The organism is uncultured Mucilaginibacter sp. (assembly GCF_903893715.1).
Lineage (GTDB): Bacteria > Bacteroidota > Bacteroidia > Sphingobacteriales > Sphingobacteriaceae > Mucilaginibacter.
Window position 1 is genome coordinate 1 of the sequence record NZ_CAITNG010000038.1, and the last position, 16,797, is coordinate 16,797.

General features: G+C 46.3%; 16 protein-coding genes. 9 read left to right on the forward strand and 7 right to left on the reverse strand.

The features are described from left to right. Positions 1-1,381 (forward strand): glycosyl hydrolase family 65 protein (locus tag QZX97_RS04720; protein WP_295653208.1); only part of this gene is annotated, 1,381 nt, incomplete at its 5' end. 24 nt (positions 1,382-1,405) lie between these two features. Beyond that, positions 1,406-1,939 (forward strand): DUF1543 domain-containing protein, encoded by a 534-nt coding sequence (locus tag QZX97_RS04725; RefSeq protein ID WP_295653211.1) that lies wholly within the window; start codon positions 1,406-1,408, stop codon positions 1,937-1,939. Between the two features lie 268 nt (positions 1,940-2,207). On the opposite strand, the gene QZX97_RS04730 is transcribed toward QZX97_RS04725, so the two are convergent. The 7 genes from QZX97_RS04730 to fucP all read right to left on the reverse strand — a co-directional run bounded on the left by QZX97_RS04730 (position 2,208) and on the right by fucP (position 8,444). Further along, positions 2,208-3,221: a zinc-binding alcohol dehydrogenase family protein gene (locus QZX97_RS04730; protein WP_295653214.1), complete on the reverse strand. Its 1,014-nt coding sequence runs from the start codon at positions 3,219-3,221 to the stop codon at positions 2,208-2,210. A gap of 168 nt (positions 3,222-3,389) precedes the next feature. Next, complete coding sequence (locus tag QZX97_RS04735) at positions 3,390-4,178, reverse strand: SDR family oxidoreductase (RefSeq protein ID WP_295653216.1); 789 nt, start codon at positions 4,176-4,178, stop codon at positions 3,390-3,392. Between the two features lie 12 nt (positions 4,179-4,190). Further along, positions 4,191-5,021 carry an amidohydrolase family protein gene (locus QZX97_RS04740; protein WP_295653218.1) on the reverse strand — a complete coding sequence of 277 codons (831 nt, stop codon included), beginning with the start codon at positions 5,019-5,021 and terminating at the stop codon, positions 4,191-4,193. Further along, entirely contained in the window at positions 5,008-5,868 is an 861-nt protein-coding gene (locus QZX97_RS04745; RefSeq protein ID WP_295653220.1) for a fumarylacetoacetate hydrolase family protein, read from the reverse strand. The genes QZX97_RS04740 and QZX97_RS04745 overlap by 14 nt, the downstream gene beginning before the upstream one ends. Positions 5,869-5,977: 109 nt before the next feature. Then, positions 5,978-6,742: an SDR family oxidoreductase gene (locus QZX97_RS04750; RefSeq protein WP_295653223.1), complete on the reverse strand. Its 765-nt coding sequence runs from the start codon at positions 6,740-6,742 to the stop codon at positions 5,978-5,980. Positions 6,743-6,788: 46 nt separating this feature from the next. Continuing rightward, positions 6,789-7,124 (reverse strand): L-rhamnose mutarotase, encoded by a 336-nt coding sequence (locus tag QZX97_RS04755; protein WP_295653226.1) that lies wholly within the window; start codon positions 7,122-7,124, stop codon positions 6,789-6,791. A gap of 6 nt (positions 7,125-7,130) precedes the next feature. Then, entirely contained in the window at positions 7,131-8,444 is a 1,314-nt protein-coding gene (gene fucP, locus QZX97_RS04760) for an L-fucose:H+ symporter permease (protein WP_295653228.1), read from the reverse strand. 137 nt (positions 8,445-8,581) lie between these two features. Between fucP and QZX97_RS04765 the strand changes: the two genes are divergently transcribed. From QZX97_RS04765 to QZX97_RS04795, 7 genes are all read left to right on the forward strand, one after another. Continuing rightward, complete coding sequence (locus tag QZX97_RS04765; RefSeq protein ID WP_295653231.1) at positions 8,582-9,448, forward strand: AraC family transcriptional regulator; 867 nt, start codon at positions 8,582-8,584, stop codon at positions 9,446-9,448. A 100-nt stretch (positions 9,449-9,548) separates the two neighbouring features. Next, a complete protein-coding gene (gene uvrB / locus QZX97_RS04770) occupies positions 9,549-11,579 on the forward strand; it encodes an excinuclease ABC subunit UvrB (RefSeq protein WP_295653235.1) in 2,031 nt (676 codons plus the stop codon). 84 nt (positions 11,580-11,663) lie between these two features. Further along, complete coding sequence (locus QZX97_RS04775; RefSeq protein ID WP_295653238.1) at positions 11,664-12,563, forward strand: hypothetical protein; 900 nt, start codon at positions 11,664-11,666, stop codon at positions 12,561-12,563. 88 nt (positions 12,564-12,651) lie between these two features. Next, a complete protein-coding gene (locus QZX97_RS04780; RefSeq protein WP_295653240.1) occupies positions 12,652-13,464 on the forward strand; it encodes a hypothetical protein in 813 nt (270 codons plus the stop codon). 192 nt (positions 13,465-13,656) lie between these two features. After that, on the forward strand, positions 13,657-13,902 hold the full coding sequence (locus QZX97_RS04785; RefSeq protein WP_295653241.1) for a DUF4834 domain-containing protein: 246 nt from the start codon (positions 13,657-13,659) through the stop codon (positions 13,900-13,902). A 2-nt stretch (positions 13,903-13,904) separates the two neighbouring features. Beyond that, the gene (locus QZX97_RS04790; RefSeq protein ID WP_295653244.1) at positions 13,905-14,195 is read left to right on the forward strand and encodes a hypothetical protein; all 291 of its coding nucleotides are present in this window, start codon (positions 13,905-13,907) and stop codon (positions 14,193-14,195) included. Between the two features lie 69 nt (positions 14,196-14,264). After that, positions 14,265-16,739, forward strand: a complete 2,475-nt coding sequence (locus QZX97_RS04795; protein WP_295653246.1) for a YfhO family protein — start codon at positions 14,265-14,267, stop codon at positions 16,737-16,739. The last annotated feature ends 58 nt before the right edge of the window (positions 16,740-16,797 follow it).

Sequence of the window (16,797 nt, forward strand, 5' to 3'; positions counted from 1 at the left end):
CGATATCGTTATCGATGGCGATGTGAAGGCACAGCAGGGCATCCGTTTCAATATTTTCCAGCTCAGCCAAACCTATACCGGCAGCGATGCCCGCCTCAACATAGGCCCCAAAGGTTTTACCGGCGAAAAATACGGGGGCTCAACCTATTGGGATACCGAAGCCTATTGCGTGCCCTTTTATTTGGGTACCGCCCCGCAGGAAGTGCCCAAAAACCTGTTGATCTATCGTTGGAAACAACTCGACAAAGCCATTGAAAATGCCGTTAAATTGGGCTTTGACAAAGGCGCCGCCTTGTACCCCATGGTAACCATGAACGGTGAGGAATGCCATAACGAATGGGAAATTACTTTCGAAGAGATACACCGTAACGGCGCCATTGCTTACGCGATATTTAACTATATCCGCTTTACGGGCGATAGCGATTACCTGAACGATTATGGTTTAGAGGTGCTCATTGGTATTGCCCGTTTTTGGAAACAGCGTGTAAACTGGAGCGCCGACAAAGGCAAATATGTGATGCTGGGCGTAACCGGGCCAAACGAGTACGAAAACAACGTGAACAACAACTGGTACACCAGTATGCTGGCCTGCTGGTGTATGGATTACGCTGCCGAATGCGCCGCTTATGTAAAAACCACCGCGCCCGATAAATACAAGGCGCTGGTTGCCAAAACCAATTTCAACGAAGCCGAAGAAACTGCCGATTGGAGAAAAATAACCGGCAATATGTATCTGGGCGAGGATAAAGCCAAAGGCATTTTTTTACAACAGGACGGCTTTTTGGATAAAGAACTCATCCCCGTACATGATCTGCCCGCTGCCGACCGCCCCTTAAACCAAAAATGGAGCTGGGACAGGATACTGCGCTCCTGCTATATCAAGCAGGCAGACGTGCTACAGGGCTTGTACTTTTTCAGCGATAAATTTGATATGGATACCCTGCGCCGAAATTATGAGTTTTACGAGCCGCTTACCGTGCACGAAAGCTCGTTATCACCTTGTATACATGCCATTTTAGCTTCCAAACTTGGGTTAGAGCAGGATGCCTATAACTTTTACCTGCGCACATCACGCCTCGACCTGGACGATTATAACAACGATACCGAAGACGGCTGCCACATCACCTCGATGGCCGGTACCTGGATGAGCGTAGTGGAAGGTTTTGCAGGCATGCACGTAAAAGACGGGAAATTGTTTTTTAACCCCTTCTTGCCAGCGCAATGGAAAGGGTATTCGTTTAAGATATTGTTCCGAGGGGCCTTGATCAATATTAAGGTTGATGCTGAAGGTTCGCACTTGCAAGCAGATAAAGCTTGTGAAGTTTTTGTATCAGGTAAAGCATATCAGCTGGCACCCGGAAAAAGTGTTTTGGCAAAGTAAATAATGCCCCAACCCAAACTCTACATGCTGCTCTTAGGTTGCCGCCCGCCTGGCAGGCATGTGGAGCAGCATGATTTTTTCTTTGGGATAGCGCCATCACTAAAAGAACTGATACCCGATATTAAAAGTTTTTGGCCGGAAACCAAAGGCAATATGCACATTGATGCCTGGCGCGAGGTGACCGCTGTGGATGGGTACCGGGTAGAGGTTACAACAGAATTGCCAATCCAAAACCAAACCTTGTTCTTTATTAATTTGGGAGGTTATCTGCCACAAAAATTTGAAGAACAGCATTACACGCTGCTCACAGTTCAGCCCGACCTGCCCTCGGCGTCAAGATATGCAAAGGAAACCGCGTTCTATCAGCAAAATCAATTTGGAAAAGCGGTGAGTCATATTGATGATAAGTACGGAATAGATGTAGATGATGTTTTTAAGATACAGGATATTTTGCCTGCATTTCAAAAAGCGATGTATCATCTAAAATTAACACCTTTAGAAGTTTTAACAGAAGACGTGATACATTTGGGGTATCTGCCGCTATCCAAAATAGGATAGACTGTTGATTTAAAAGTATGCCCCGTAGGGGCTACCTGTTTGTAGAAATATGGGAGGATATATTTTTGCCACGTCAGTGGCTACCCTTGGCAAAAAATCCATTTGGGATGGGTAGCACCTACGGCGCAAGTTTATTTTAATGTTTTTTGCTACAAATAGGTAGCCCCGATGGGGGCAGCTAACAAAAGATTAGCAATCCTGACATAGGTTCACGCAAAGACGCTAAGTCGCAAAAGTTTTCCTTACCGTCTTCGCGGCTTTGCGTGCTTTATATCGATACCATCGCCTTGATCACCCCATTCGCCGGGTCGAGCCAGCCGGCAAATTCATCTTTTACCTCGCTAAAAGCTACGCGGTGGGTGATGTAATTTGTCGGGTCTACGAGGCCTTTTTTCATACAGGCTATCACATGCTCAAAATCGGCACGGGTGGCGTTACGGCTGCTCATCAGGGTAGCTTCGCGTTTGTGAAACTCGGGGTGGCTAAAACTGATGTCGCCTTTTTGTAAACCAACCAGCACATACCTTGCCCCATGCGCCATGTATGGGAAAGCATTGGTGATGGCGCGCAGGCTGCCAGTAGCATCTATCACCACTGTAGGATAATCGCCATTGGTGATGGCTTTCAGCGCCTCGTTTACATCTTCGGTAGCGGCGTTTATGGTATAATGTACTTTTAGTTTTTCTTTACAAAAGTTAAGGCGGTTCTCGTTAATGTCCATCGCGATAACCTTGGCTCCGGCAATGCGCGCAAATTCCATAATGCCTAAGCCAATCGGCCCCGCGCCTACCACCAATACAAACTCGCCGGGTTGTACATCAGCCCGGGCAACGCCATGCGCACCAATGGCTAATGGCTCAACCAATGCCAGTTCATCCTCGCTTAGGCCTTCGCCATGTACTAAAGAATAACTTGGCACGGAAACATATTCGGTCATGCCGCCATCAATATGCACACCAAAAACTTTGATATCGGTACAGCAATTAGCCTTTCCGTTTCGGCAGGCAATGCAGGTTCCGCAATTAAAGTAAGGTATAAAAGTTACTGTTTCGCCTTTGGTAAAACCTGGGGCATCGTCAAAATCAATCAACTCGCCTGCCAACTCATGGCCCAAAATGCGCGGGTACGAAAAAAAAGGCTGAGTTCCTTCAAAGGCGTGTAAGTCGGTACCGCAAATGCCGATACGTTTTATTTTGATGATGGCATTACCGGGGGTTAGTTCGGGCTTTGTACCGGTTCTGTATTCAAATTGCCCCGGTGTGGTACATACTAATGTTTTCATTGTGTGTTATTATCGGCATCGTGTTTCGACAAGCTCAACATGACGCCTTGGATAGTTCTCGTCAAAGAGACCAACTATTTTTGGTTTAACTCTACTGACGCATCCTGTAGTTTCGGTAATGTTCACCATAGCGATGGTTTTGAAACCCATCGCTATGGTGAATCGAATTTACGCGTTGGCCAACGCCCTGTCTAAATGTACGTAGCCGCCGTCCACATGGATAATTTGCCCGGTGGTGTGGCTTGAGCGCTCCGATAATAAGAACGCTGCGGCATTACCTAACTCTTCGGCGGTGGTCATGCGGTTTTCAAAAGGTATTTTAGCGGTTATTTCTTTTAACTTTTCTTCAGGATTAGGCAATCCGTTTATCCAGGTATCATAAGCAGGAGTCCAACACTCAGCAACTACAATGGCGTTTACACGGATGCCGTATTTCAATAATTCTACTGCCCATTCGCGTGTCAGTGCATTACGGCCGCCGTTAGCTGCAGCGTAGGCCGAGGTGTTACCCTGACCCGTTTCGCCGGTTTTTGAAGTGATATTCAATATCGCCCCTTTCGATTTGATGAGCTCGGGCAAAGCATGATGCGCCATCAAATAATAATGTACCACGTTTTTGTGCAACGATGCCATAAAGCCTTCGTAGCTGCCATGTTCCAAACCTACACCATCATTCACGCCGGCATTGTTCACCAGGCCATCAATACGGCCGAATTGAGCCACAACGGCATCAACAGCAGTTTTGCACTCTTCGGGATTTGATAACTCGGCAGCAACCTGGAAAGCCAGTCCGCCCGCATCGATAATGTTATCTACCACCTTTTGGTTATCGGCAGCTTTGCGGCCAACCACCACCGGGATGGCACCTTCGCCTGCCAAAACCTTGCAAATGCCTTCGCCAATGCCTTTTGCACCGCCGGTTACAATGATTACTTTATTTTTTAATTGTAAGTCCATATCCTTCTCCTTTTATAGGTTGTAAAATTTAACGGCATTATCCCCCCAAAATTTTGCTTGTTCGGCGGCAGATAAAGCGATGGTATATTGCTCAACAATACTTTTCATTTCGGTGTAGCTTGCTGCCACCTGGCAAACCGGCCAGTCGGACCCGAACATCACCCTGTCGGCCCCAAAGGCTTCAAAAACAACATCCATGTATGGGATGAAATCTGCCGGTTTGTGTTTTTTCCAGTCGGCTTCGGTTACCATGCCCGATATTTTGCAATACAGGTTTTCGTGTTTCGCTACGTTTTTCATATCAGCGGCCCAATCATCGATTTTTTTGTCTTTGATATTTGGCTTGGCGATATGGTCTATCACAAATTTTTGGTCGGGAAACGCCGCCACAAATTCGCTTACGTATTGTAACTGGTCAGGGAATATCAAAATATCGTACGTAAAGCTATGTTTTTGCAATTTGCCAATGCCGTTCATAAAGGCAGGGTTCAGCATCAGGGCACGGTCCGTTTCGCCTTGCAACACATGCCGAAAGCCTTTCATTTTGCTAAAAACGCTGTAATACTCCAGTCGTTGTTCGATATTGTCAGCCCGCAAATCTACCCAACCGACAATGCCTTTGATGAAGCCATTGTATTCGGCCAGTTCCAACAAAAAATCGTTCTGCTCTTCCGATTGGTCGGCTTGTACGGCCACGCAGCCATCTATACCATTGGCTTGCAAAATGGGCTCCAGGTCGCCGGGCAAAAAATCCCGTTGGATTACCGACATGTCATCGTTTATCCAACTGTCCCTTACCGGGTCGAATATCCAAAAATGCTGGTGAGCATCAATGCGAGCCATAAGCTTTTAAGGTTTGTTTCGAACTGCCCAAGCCATCAATGCCCAACTCAACCACATCGCCGGGTTTCAGATAGACGGGCGGTTTAAAGCCCAGGCCAACGCCGGCGGGTGTACCGGTTGATATCACATCGCCGGGTAGCAAAGTCATAAATTGGCTCAGGTACGAGATGATGAAAGGAATCTTAAAAATAAAATTGGATGTATTGCCGTCCTGCATTTTTTTACCATTCACCTTTAGCCAAAGACGCAGATCGTCCACATCTTCAATTTCGTCGGGCGTAGCCATAAAGGGGCCCATCGGTGCAAAGGTATCGCAGCCTTTACCTTTGTCCCAGGTGCCACCGCGTTCTATCTGGAACTCACGTTCCGATACATCGTTGTGCAGTACGTAGCCAGCAATGTATTTTGGCGCTGTATATTCGTCAACATACGATGCTTTTTTGCCTATTACTACGGCTATCTCTACTTCCCAATCCGTTTTCACCGAATTTTTTGGGATAATGATATCATCAAACGGGCCAACCAAAGCGGTGGTGCTTTTCATAAACACTACAGGCTCGGGTGGTATAGCAGCGCCGGTTTCGCGGGCGTGGTCGGCGTAGTTAAGGCCGATGCACACAATTTTTGATGGCCGTGCGATGGGGCTGCCCAGGCGTGAGCCGGCCGGTATTTGGGTAAGGCGGGCCCGGTGTTCCTCGAGGTATATCTTTAACCGCCTCAGCCCATCGCTCTCAAAAAAGCCTTCGTTATAATCTTTGCAAAATGCCGAAGTATCGTAGCATTTATCGTCTTCCAGCATAACGCCGGTTTTCTCTTTGTTCAGTTCTCCGTATCGTATCAGTTTCATATAGGCCCCCTCTAAATCTCCCCCGGTAGGGGAGACTTTTAATATTTACTTTTTTTGTTTGCCCCTTGTCAAAAAGCCCTCCCTTCCGGGGAGGGTTTGGGTGGGGCTATTAATTATTTAATTTTATAAAACCCCCGTCAATATGGTAATCGCAACCGGTAATAAACGACGCTTCGTCCGAGCATAGGTACAATATCAGGTTGGCTACTTCCTGTGGTGTGCCCATACGGCCGATTGGCTGCGATTTTGATAGCTTTTCGAACATCTCTTCTTCCTTGCCGGGATAGTTTTTGCTGATAAAGCCATCCACAAACGGAGTATGCACCCTTGCCGGGCAAACCGAGTTGCAACGGATGCCATCGGCCATATAATCGCGGGCGACAGATAAAGTCATGCCGTGTATGGCGCCTTTGCTCATGGAGTAAGCGAACCTGTCGGCAATGCCTACAATAGCCGCTATCGACGATAGGTTTAATATAGCCCCGCCGCCTTTGGCCTGCATAACGGGCAATACGGCGTGCAGGCAGTTATATGCGCCCTTCACATTGATGTTGTAAACCCGATCGAAATCCTGCTCGGTAGTGGTGGCCGCTTTGCCAACGTGTGCTACCCCCGCGTTGTTTACCAACAAGGTTGCAGCAGGTATTTTGCCGAACACCTCATCAACCTGCTGTTGGTTGCTTACATCGCAGGCATGGGCAAAAGCCTGGCCACCCGCGGCCACAATTTCGTTAACGGTTTGTTGGCCGCCTTCCAAACTCAGGTCGACCACATGCACAACGGCACCCTGGCGGGCAAAAGTGGTTGCCACGGCCTTGCCTATGCCGCTGCCGCCACCTGTAACGATCGCTGTTTTTCCTTTTAAACTTAGCATAAGCCCCCTCTAAATCTCCCCTGGTAAGGAAGACTTTATTTTAATTTTATAATTGAAATATTTTGTTCATCAATACCCACTTTTCGCCGGGTTTTGAGCCGGGCACGCCTTGCTGGAATTTCCACATCAACTGTTCCCATTCCTGTACTTTGGGGTTAGCGGCATCCATGGCCGCTTTGCGCTCAAAATCGAAGGTGTCATCCGTTTCCATGATCATGAACATGCGGTTGCCAAAGCGGTAAATTTCCATATTGGTAATACCCGAGCCGGTAATGCTGTCCATTATTTCGGGCCATTTATTTTCGTGCAGGTGGTAACGTTCGTACTCGGCTATCAGTTCGGGGTCGTTAACCAGGTCGCAGGTGAGGCAGTATTTTTTCATGGTTTTCTATCCTAAATTCCCAGGGTCAAAACTTGTTTCGACATCTTTACTTTTTACAATTTTATAACCCGACAGGCCAAATATCGCGATGACAATAAAACAAACCAGCGGTACTATGTAGCCGTTTTGAATGTTACCTGTAGCATCGCTTATGATGCCGAAAAACCTCGGTACAATGGCGCCTCCTACAATCGACATGATAATCAAACTACTCCCAAACTCAGTATCGCCACCCAATCCTTTTATTCCCAACGCAAAGATGGTAGGGAACATAATCGACATAAAAAAACAAATCCCGATCACGATATAAACGGTAATCATACCACTTAAAAATATAGCCAGCGTGCACAGCAGGATATTTACCGCCGCATAAATTGCAAGGAGTGTTTGAGGCGGAACAAAACGCATGATAATAGTACCTAAAAACCTGCCGACCAAAAATGCAAGCCCGCAACCGCCTAAGTAATAAGCCGCGGTAGTTTCGGTAAGGTTTGCCGATTTTTCGGCATATAAAATAAATAAACTAAATACCGAAACTTGAGCGCCCACATAAAAAAATTGCGCGGCTACACCCCACGATAAATGTTTATGTTTAAACGCATGAAAAATGCTTTCGCTGGTGGGATGCTCTTCGGTGTTTTGGATTTTGGGCAATTTGGTAAAGGCAAAAGCTATGGCGATAACAATTAATACACAACCCAAAACCATATAAGGTAGTTTTACCGAAGATGCCTCGGCGGCTAACGCAAATTGCCTTGCCGTAGCTGTCATGGCGTGCAACTCCTTATCGGTATAGCCTTTGGTAAATATGACGTGCGCGCCAACTATTGGTGCCAAAAAAGCCGCCAGGCCGTTAAACGATTGAGAGAAATTGAGCCTGAATGTGCCTGTTTCCGGGTCGCCCAGTGCTGTTGCGTATGGATTTGCAGCCGTTTCAAGGGTCGCCAGTCCGCAAGCGATAATGAATAATGCGATGAGAAAGAATGTGTACGACTGGGTATTGGCGGCGGGAACAAACAAAAACGAGCCGAAGGCGAAGGTTAACAAACCGATAATGATACCGGCTTTGTACCCGTACTTTTTCATGATAAAACCTGCTGGAATGGCCATGATAAAATAAGCGGCGAAAACGGCTGAATCGACCAAGGTTGCCTGGACAGTTGATAGAGTAAACGACTTTTTTAAATGCGGTATCAAAATGGGGTCGAGGTTATGGGCAAATCCCCATAGGAAAAATAAAGAGGTAATGAGCGCGAAAGCAAATACCTGATTGTTTTTCCCCCCGCTTTGCGTTACCGGCTTTGAAGTGGTTGGCTGCATAATTTTTACAGTGAAATAATTGGTTATACAAAGAAAGAATGTTTTACCGCAATTCAATTTGTTTGCGCTATCTAAATAATAAACTATCTTGGCATATAAATAACAAGTTTATTCATTATTAACGAATTTTTAGTTTAATGAAGCCTCAGCTGCTTAAAGTAACCAACGAGCCTACGTATTCGTTCAGTGTACGGCAGGATCTGCATCCATATATCAACAACCTGTGGCATTATCACCCGGAAGTGGAGTTGATACACATCCGCAAGGGCAGCGGCACGCAGTTTATCGGCGATAACATCAAGCGTTTTAACACGGGCGATGTGGTGTTAGTAGGCGCTCATTTGCCCCATTACTGGCGATATGACGATGGTTATTTTGAACCTGACACCGATTTAAGCGCCGATGCCGCCGTGATACATTTTGCCGAGACTTTTTGGGGCGAACATTTTTTAAACCTGCCCGAAAACAAGCCCATAAAAACCTTGTTGGAGAAAGCTAAGCGCGGTATTTATGTTTCGGGTGCCACAGCGAAAACCGTTGCCGCTTTGATAAAAAAAATGGTGGAGGCGGAAGGTTTGCAGCGCATCATCATTTTAATGGAAGTATTATCAACCATAGCCGGGTGCAATAAACTCACCTTTTTATCGTCCATCGGGTTCAGGCACGATTTTAACGATGTGGAGAACGAACGCATTAATGCCATTTACGAGTATTCGCTGGCCAATTTTAGGAGGAAGATTCAGTTGAGCGAGATAGCAGATGTGGCCCGCATAAGCGAGAACTCGTTTTGCCGTTATTTTAAATCGCGCACACGCAAAACCTACTCGCAGTTTTTAATTGAGATACGCGTTGGCGATGCCTGCAAATTGCTGATAGAAAACCGGCTGAGCATTAAACAAATATGCTTTGAATGTGGTTTTAACAACCTGGTAGGCTTCCATAAATATTTTAAACTGATAACCGGAAAAAGCCCGTTGAGTTATCAGCGGGAGTATGTGATGTGATTTCGAATTTCGGATGTTCAATTTCGGATTTATTGATGGTGTGTAATCTTAATTCTTGATGCTAAACTCTTGGTTCCAAATTGTGTATTTTTGATATTCAATGGAATTTAAATTAACATCGCACTATAAACCCGATGGCGACCAGCCCGAGGCTATAAAACAATTGGTTGCAGGCATAAACCAAGGCGATAATTACCAAACGCTGTTGGGGGTTACCGGCTCGGGTAAAACCTTTAGCATTGCTAACGTTATACAGCAAACGCAAAAGCCTACCCTTATATTAAGCCATAATAAAACCCTGGCCGCGCAGCTATATGGCGAGTTCAAACAGTTTTTCCCGGAGAACGCGGTGAACTATTTTGTATCGTACTACGATTACTATCAGCCCGAAGCATTTATACCCTCATCGAACACCTATATTGAAAAGGACCTGCAGATAAACGATGAGATAGAAAAACTGCGTTTGCGCACCACTTCGGCTTTGATGTCGGGTCGGAGGGATGTTATCGTAGTATCGTCTATCTCCTGCATTTATGGTATGGGCAACCCGGAAGATTTTGCCAATTCGGTGTTCCGTTTTTCGGTGGGTACGCGCATTAGCCGCAATGCCTTTTTGCACCGTTTGGTGGAGATATTGTACGCCCGCACCACGGCCGATTTCCGTCGCGGTAATTTTAGGGTGAAGGGCGATATCGTAGATATTTTCCCGGCCAATATGGATGTTGCTTACCGTATCTCGTTTTTTGGCGATGATATTGAAGAACTGACCACCTTTGACCCGCAGACCGGGAAAACGGTAGAAAAAATGAAAGATATGGTGGTTTATCCTGCCAATCTGTACGTAGCCCCGAGAGAGCGTTTTCAGCAATCGGTTTGGGAGATACAGGAAGAACTGGAAAGCCGAAAAAAACAGTTCATTCATGATGGCCGCTTTTTGGAAGCCAAGCGTTTGGAAGAACGGGTAAACTATGATTTGGAAATGATACGCGAATTGGGCTATTGCTCGGGCATTGAGAATTACTCCCGCTTTTTTGACGGGCGCAAGCCGGGGGCAAGGCCATTTTGTTTGCTCGATTATTTCCCGGATGATTATTTGATGGTGATTGATGAGAGCCACGTTACCGTACCCCAGATACGGGCGATGTATGGAGGCGACAGGTCGCGCAAAATATCATTGGTGGATTATGGTTTCCGTTTGCCGGCAGCGTTGGATAACCGCCCGCTCAATTTTGATGAATTTGAACGTTTGGCACCCCAAACCATCTACGTAAGTGCAACCCCGGGTGATTTTGAACTGGAAAAATGCGATGGCGTGGTAGTGGAACAGGTGATACGGCCGACAGGTTTGTTAGACCCGGTTATAGAAGTTCGCCCGGTAATTAACCAGGTGGATGATTTGTTGGACGAGGTGGACAAAACCATTAAGCTTGGTGATCGTGTACTGGTAACCACGCTCACTAAACGCATGGCCGAAGAACTGGCCAAATACATGGACAGGCTCGGCATTAAATGCCGCTATATCCACAGCGAAGTAAAAACATTGGAGCGTGTGGAAATATTGCGTGGCTTACGCCTGGGTGAGTTTGATGTACTCATCGGCATCAACTTATTGCGCGAGGGTTTGGATTTGCCCGAAGTATCATTGGTGGCTATCCTGGATGCAGACAAGGAGGGCTTTTTACGCTCGGGCCGTTCGCTGATACAGACCATTGGTCGCGCCGCCCGTAACGACAGGGGCCGGGTAATTATGTATGGCGATAAAATAACCGATTCGATGCGGGTAACCATCGAGGAAACCAACCGCCGCCGCGATAAGCAGATAGCTTATAATACGCTGCACGGCATTACACCAAAAACAGTTGGCAAATCGAAAGAGGGCATTATTGAGCAGACATCGGTAGTTGATTTTAAAGGAGGCGTACAACGCGAATATATTGAAAGCAATGCCGCAGCCACCATTGCCGCCGACCCGATAGTACAGTACATGACCAAGGCCGAGCTGAAAAAATCGATAGAAAACACCAAGAAAAATATGCTCGAAGCGGCAAAGGATATGGACTTTTTATTGGCCGCCAAACTGCGCGACGAGATGTTTGTGTTGGAAAAAATGATGGAGGAAAAGTTTTCGTAAATACCTAAGCGTAACAATGTTGTTATAGTGTAGCAGGCGATAAAAGTTCATGCGATTTTCATTTTAATGGGGGAAGTTTGTGCTATGTCTGAAGCCTTAAACCTGCGAAAAATGAACGCCTATTTCAAATACTTCATCACTTCATCGGTAATTATACTGCTGATCGTCGCTTTTATATTACTCACTATGATGGATACCCGCGCGCAGGACAACAAGCCGTTGATGCGGCGTGCGCCCTCGTCGGCGAGTGTAGATGGTTCGATAAAAGAATGGGGCGATTCGCTGGCCCTGTACGACTCCAAAACCAAACTTAGCTATACTGTTGCCAATGATGATACGGCTTTGTATGTGGTGGTTTTCGCGTCGGATAAGGATGTTAAACGCAAAATTATGGCAGGGGGCATTACCATATCGGTAAACCCGGATGGTAAAAAGAACAAGAAATATAGCGTTACTTATCCTTTGCCTGATAAGAACATGATTTTTGCCCGCAAAACAGATGATGACAATGCCTACCAGGCGCAAAAACCATCACTATTGCAATCCACCAGTATCAAGATAGAGGGCTTTAAAGATGTAGAAAGCGATGTCATCACCACATCAAATACCTATGGTTTTAAAGCGGCTGTAAAATTCGACGACAAGCATAACCTTTGCTACGAAATAGCCCTGCCTATTAAAATGTTGAATTTAAAAGAGAGCAAAAATAAAGAACTGGCCATCAATATATCGGTAAATGGCATACAACGGCCATCGCAACGTGAGGGCGGTGCGGGGGAAGGTATAGGCGGCAGCGGCATGGGTGGCGGTGGAGGAATGGGCGGCGGTGGAGGAATGGGCGGCGGCGGTGGCCGAATGGGTGGTGGAGGCGGCGGTCGCGGCGGAGGCCGTGGCGGTCGCGGTGGTAGCCAGAGCCCCTCAGACCAATCCGGTATGGGTCAGGAAGAAGATTTTTGGGTTAAAATGGCATTGGCGACGCCATAATCCATCCACACTAATAATTAGCTTAAAATGTATTGAAAAGTGCTTTTAATTTTTATAACTTGCAGGTACACAACTGACCTTGTACGTTATGAAATTAAGACACACCATTGCCATACCGGTAATTATTGCCGGTGTGCTTGCGATTTTAGCCAAAGCCCATGCGCAAACCCCGGCCATGAAGCGGGCACCTGCCGGAGTAACCATCGACGGAAATACAAGTAAATGGGGCGGAACCCTGCCCATGTACGACAGCGCGACCAAATTAAGTTACGAGGTAGCAAACGATGACAGTACATTATACATCGTAGCCTACACGGTTGACCGGAGGTCGAAAATGAAAATAATGGGTGCCGGCCTAACGGTGAGCATCAATACCGAAGGAAAAAAGAAAAAAACTTATAGCGTTACTTACCCCTTGCCGGGCAGCCGTGGGGGATTCAGACGCGGTGGCGGCGATGATAATGGACAACCTACACCACCCCCACCCGTAAATCTCAAAATTTCGGGCTTTAAAGGTTTGCCCGAAGATATAACAGCTTCGGCAGCTAACGGTTTTAAAGCAGCTGCAAAGTTTGACGATAGCCGTAACCTGGGTTATGAAATAGCCATCCCACTTAAACTCCTGGCATTAAAACCCGGGGCAGACCTCAATATCAATATCTCGGTAAACGGAATTGACCGTAGCGACTCGAGGCCGGTAAGTTCTGCCGCAAACAGCAACTTCGGTGCGGTAAGCGGCGGGCGCGGTGGAGGTGGCCGTGGTGGTAGCGGAGGTGGCGGCGGCGCCGGGGGCGCAGGCGCAGGCAGCGGCAGCAGCGGCGGTGGACAAGGTGGCGGAGACGACTCGGACATGTCGGAATCGCAGGATTTTTGGGTGAAACTGGTATTGGCGGGACATTAATTGTCCTGCTTCAACGGTTACTGTTTAAGAAATAGAAATAGTCATCAATATATCATAAATCATAAACAACCTTTTCCATCGTTGTTTGTTTGTAACATACGCGGAGTGGTTTAGTCTCTTTATAAGAGACCCTTTCATGGATTTTTTCCGTGAAATTTATTTATGTAATTTTGAAGATTATATTTTTGACAAATGGAATTTATTGAATTTTTAGTAACTGCCGCTTTTGTACTGTACTTTATCAGGATGCTTATCCGCCTGTTATTACCCATGCTGTTTCAGCGGGTGGTAAACAAAGCACAGCAACATGGCGGGCAGCAGCAATATCGCCAAACAAGCCGACCAGATAATAAAGTACACGTAGATTATGCGCCAAAGAAAAAAGGTTCGATACCCGATTCGGAAGGCGACTTTATTGATTACGAGGAAATAAAATAAACATGCTTCCCGAAGAAGTATACAAACGAAGGCATTGGGGTACGCCCGAGTCCTTTTTTTTGATTACGGCCAATTATGTAACCGTTGCCATCGCGACCGACTTCTTCGCCATGTGCAACCCCATCAGCATCTATTTTTGGATAACGTTGGCTGTTTTGGCCTTTTATAACTTTTACCAGCTGCGCCGCGAACGCGAGATGTATGACAAAGCCCGCACTATTGGCTACTGCATCAGCCTGGTGGGATTGGTTTTGATGTTTTTCCTGTTCAGGGCAGGTGCACACAACTGTTAGCCATTAAAACTAATTTAAAGTTTGTATTCCCGTTCAAATTCCTATTTTTGAAACTCATAACACAACTTAATGAACAATTGGTTTAAACAAAATGGCATCCATTTGGCCATTATCGGTCTCTTTTTCGCCATCTGTCTGGTTTATTTTGCGCCTGCTTTTCAGGGAAAAGTATTGGGCCAAAGCGACGTTTTACAAGCCGAAGGCACGCAAAAAGAAATAAATGATTATAAGGCTAAAGACACCACCATCTTGTGGACCAACCAAATGTTTGGTGGTATGCCCACCTTCCAGATTTGGGTTCCCTATCCGCATAACGTAACCGGCTATGTGGTGAAGGCTATAAAAGCCGTCTTCCCGGTGCCGGTTGATACCGCTTTGTTGTACCTGCTGGGTGCCTACCTGTTGTTTTGTGTATTAAGAATAAACCCATGGCTCTCGGCTGCAGGTGCCATAGCCTTCGCGTTCTCATCTTACAATATTATTTTGCTGGCGGCGGGGCATGCCAACCAAGCCTTTGCCATCGCGTTTTTTGCGCCGGTTTTGGCGGGTATCATCCTCACTTTAAGGGGGCGATATGTTTTAGGCGGGGCATTAACGGCCTTTTTCCTGTCGATGGAAATTTATGCCAACCACATCCAAATGACCTACTACTTAATGTTTGCCATCTTGATATTGGTGTGCATTGAACTTTATCATGCCATAAAAGGCAAAGCGTTAAAAGGCTTCGGTACGGCTATAGCTTATCTGGCAGTGGCTACCTTATTGGCTGTTTCGGTAAACGCCTCCAAACTTTGGACAACCTTTGAATACGGGCAGGAGACTAACCGCGGGCAATCGAACCTGACACAACATACCGACGAGCCCAGCACCGGTTTAGGTAAAGATTACGCATACATGTGGAGCCAGGGCGTTGGCGAATGTTTAACCTTTTTAGTACCCAACCTGTATGGCGGCGGTGGCAGTGTAACTTTAGATCAGGACTCGAGGGTGGTACAATTGTTAACCAGCAAAAATGTTGATTCGACCCAAGCCATCAACTTTGCACAGAACCTGCCGTTTTACTGGGGCGAAAAACCATTTACCAGCGGTCCGTTTTATTTTAGCGCCATTATTTGTTTCTTGTTTGTATTCGGTTTAATTATCGTTAAAAACAGAGTAAAGTGGTGGATATTGGGCACGGTGGTTTTAACGATGCTCTTGTCATTCGGCAAGAACTGGCCTTTTGTATCCGACTTTTTCTTTAACCATTTCCCGCTGTACAATAAGTTCAGGTCGGTGGAGTCAATTTTGGCTGTGGCCGAATTGTGTTTCCCCATACTGGCGTTTTTTGCAGTAAGCGAGGTTATCGCCGCCAAAGATAAAGCACCGATATTGAAAAAATTGTTGCTGGCATTTTATATTACGGGCGGCCTCACATTGGTATTAGCTATTATGCCGGAGTTGTTTTTCTCATTTAAGGGGAGCAGTCAGGATGGGCTTGTTTCACAGCTGACACAAACACTTAAAGGCGATAGCGCGACTGCCACCGCCATTGGCAACGCGCTGATACAAGACAGGGAGTCGCTGGCGAAAGCCGATGCATGGCGCTCGTTTATTTTAATCGCATTGGCATTTGGTGCATTGTTTGCCTTTATCAAACAAAAAGTAAACGTTACCATTGTTTCGGTAGCCTTGCTGGCATTGGTGTTGGTTGACCTTTGGACCATTGATAAACGTTACCTGCGCGAAGACAGTTTTGGTGCCAAAGAAGATATGCAGCAACCAAAACCGCGCGAAGTGGACAGTTTTATCTTATTGGACAAAGACCCCGACTTCAAGGTTTTTGACATGAGTTTGAACAATCCGTTCCAGGATGCAAGTTACCTGTTCTACTATAAATCGGTGGGTGGTTACCATGCGGCCAAGCTGAAACGTTTTGACGAGTTGCAGACCAGCCAGTTCAGCAAAAGTATCAATCTGGATGTGCTGGATATGCTGAACACCAAGTATATCATCACTGTTGACCAAAAAAGCCAGGGCTTAACTGTTCACCGAAATGAGACAGCCTGCGGCCATGCCTGGTTTGTTAAAAGCGTAAAATTTGCCGAAAACGCCGATGCCGAAATGCAGGCTATCAGCAGTTTTGATCCAAAAAACGAAGCTATTGTTGACAAGCAATACACCAGCCTGTTAAACGATAAACAAAGTTCGCTCGACACAACGGCCAGTATTAAATTGGTGAGCTATAATCCCGACCATATGGTTTACAGCAGTGGTTCGACAACACCGCAGGTTGCAGTATTCTCGGAGATATACTATAACAAGGGTTGGAAAATGTATATAGACGGTGCCGAAAGCCCATACTTCAGGGCCGATTACCTGTTGCGTGCCGCGCAGATACCTGTTGGCAACCATAAAATAGAATTTATCTTCCATCCAAAATCATACTACATGGGCGAAAGTATTTCGCTGGTAGGTTCGATACTCCTGGTGTTGGCGTTACTGGGAGCGTTGTATATGGAGATTAAAAAGAAGCCCGTGAAGGAAGTTAAAAGCCAAAAGTAAAAAGTTAGAATACTTCATATTAAATAGCGATGGGTTCGAAACTCATCGCTATTTTTAT

What these genes read in the sequence shown, in the direction of transcription:
- QZX97_RS04735 (WP_295653216.1), bottom strand. Translation starts at nt 4,178, where the DNA reads ATGGACTTACAATTAAAAAATAAAGTAATCATTGTAACCGGCGGTGCA.
- QZX97_RS04780 (WP_295653240.1), top strand. Translation starts at nt 12,652, where the DNA reads ATGAAATTAAGACACACCATTGCCATACCGGTAATTATTGCCGGTGTG.
- QZX97_RS04785 (WP_295653241.1), top strand. Translation starts at nt 13,657, where the DNA reads ATGGAATTTATTGAATTTTTAGTAACTGCCGCTTTTGTACTGTACTTT.
- QZX97_RS04775 (WP_295653238.1), top strand. Translation starts at nt 11,664, where the DNA reads ATGTCTGAAGCCTTAAACCTGCGAAAAATGAACGCCTATTTCAAATAC.
- QZX97_RS04730 (WP_295653214.1), bottom strand. Translation starts at nt 3,221, where the DNA reads ATGAAAACATTAGTATGTACCACACCGGGGCAATTTGAATACAGAACC.
- QZX97_RS04765 (WP_295653231.1), top strand. Translation starts at nt 8,582, where the DNA reads ATGAAGCCTCAGCTGCTTAAAGTAACCAACGAGCCTACGTATTCGTTC.
- uvrB (WP_295653235.1), top strand. Translation starts at nt 9,549, where the DNA reads ATGGAATTTAAATTAACATCGCACTATAAACCCGATGGCGACCAGCCC.
- QZX97_RS04755 (WP_295653226.1), bottom strand. Translation starts at nt 7,124, where the DNA reads ATGAAAAAATACTGCCTCACCTGCGACCTGGTTAACGACCCCGAACTG.
- fucP (WP_295653228.1), bottom strand. Translation starts at nt 8,444, where the DNA reads ATGCAGCCAACCACTTCAAAGCCGGTAACGCAAAGCGGGGGGAAAAAC.
- QZX97_RS04795 (WP_295653246.1), top strand. Translation starts at nt 14,265, where the DNA reads ATGAACAATTGGTTTAAACAAAATGGCATCCATTTGGCCATTATCGGT.
- QZX97_RS04790 (WP_295653244.1), top strand. Translation starts at nt 13,905, where the DNA reads ATGCTTCCCGAAGAAGTATACAAACGAAGGCATTGGGGTACGCCCGAG.
- QZX97_RS04725 (WP_295653211.1), top strand. Translation starts at nt 1,406, where the DNA reads ATGCTGCTCTTAGGTTGCCGCCCGCCTGGCAGGCATGTGGAGCAGCAT.
- QZX97_RS04740 (WP_295653218.1), bottom strand. Translation starts at nt 5,021, where the DNA reads ATGGCTCGCATTGATGCTCACCAGCATTTTTGGATATTCGACCCGGTA.
- QZX97_RS04750 (WP_295653223.1), bottom strand. Translation starts at nt 6,742, where the DNA reads ATGCTAAGTTTAAAAGGAAAAACAGCGATCGTTACAGGTGGCGGCAGC.
- QZX97_RS04745 (WP_295653220.1), bottom strand. Translation starts at nt 5,868, where the DNA reads ATGAAACTGATACGATACGGAGAACTGAACAAAGAGAAAACCGGCGTT.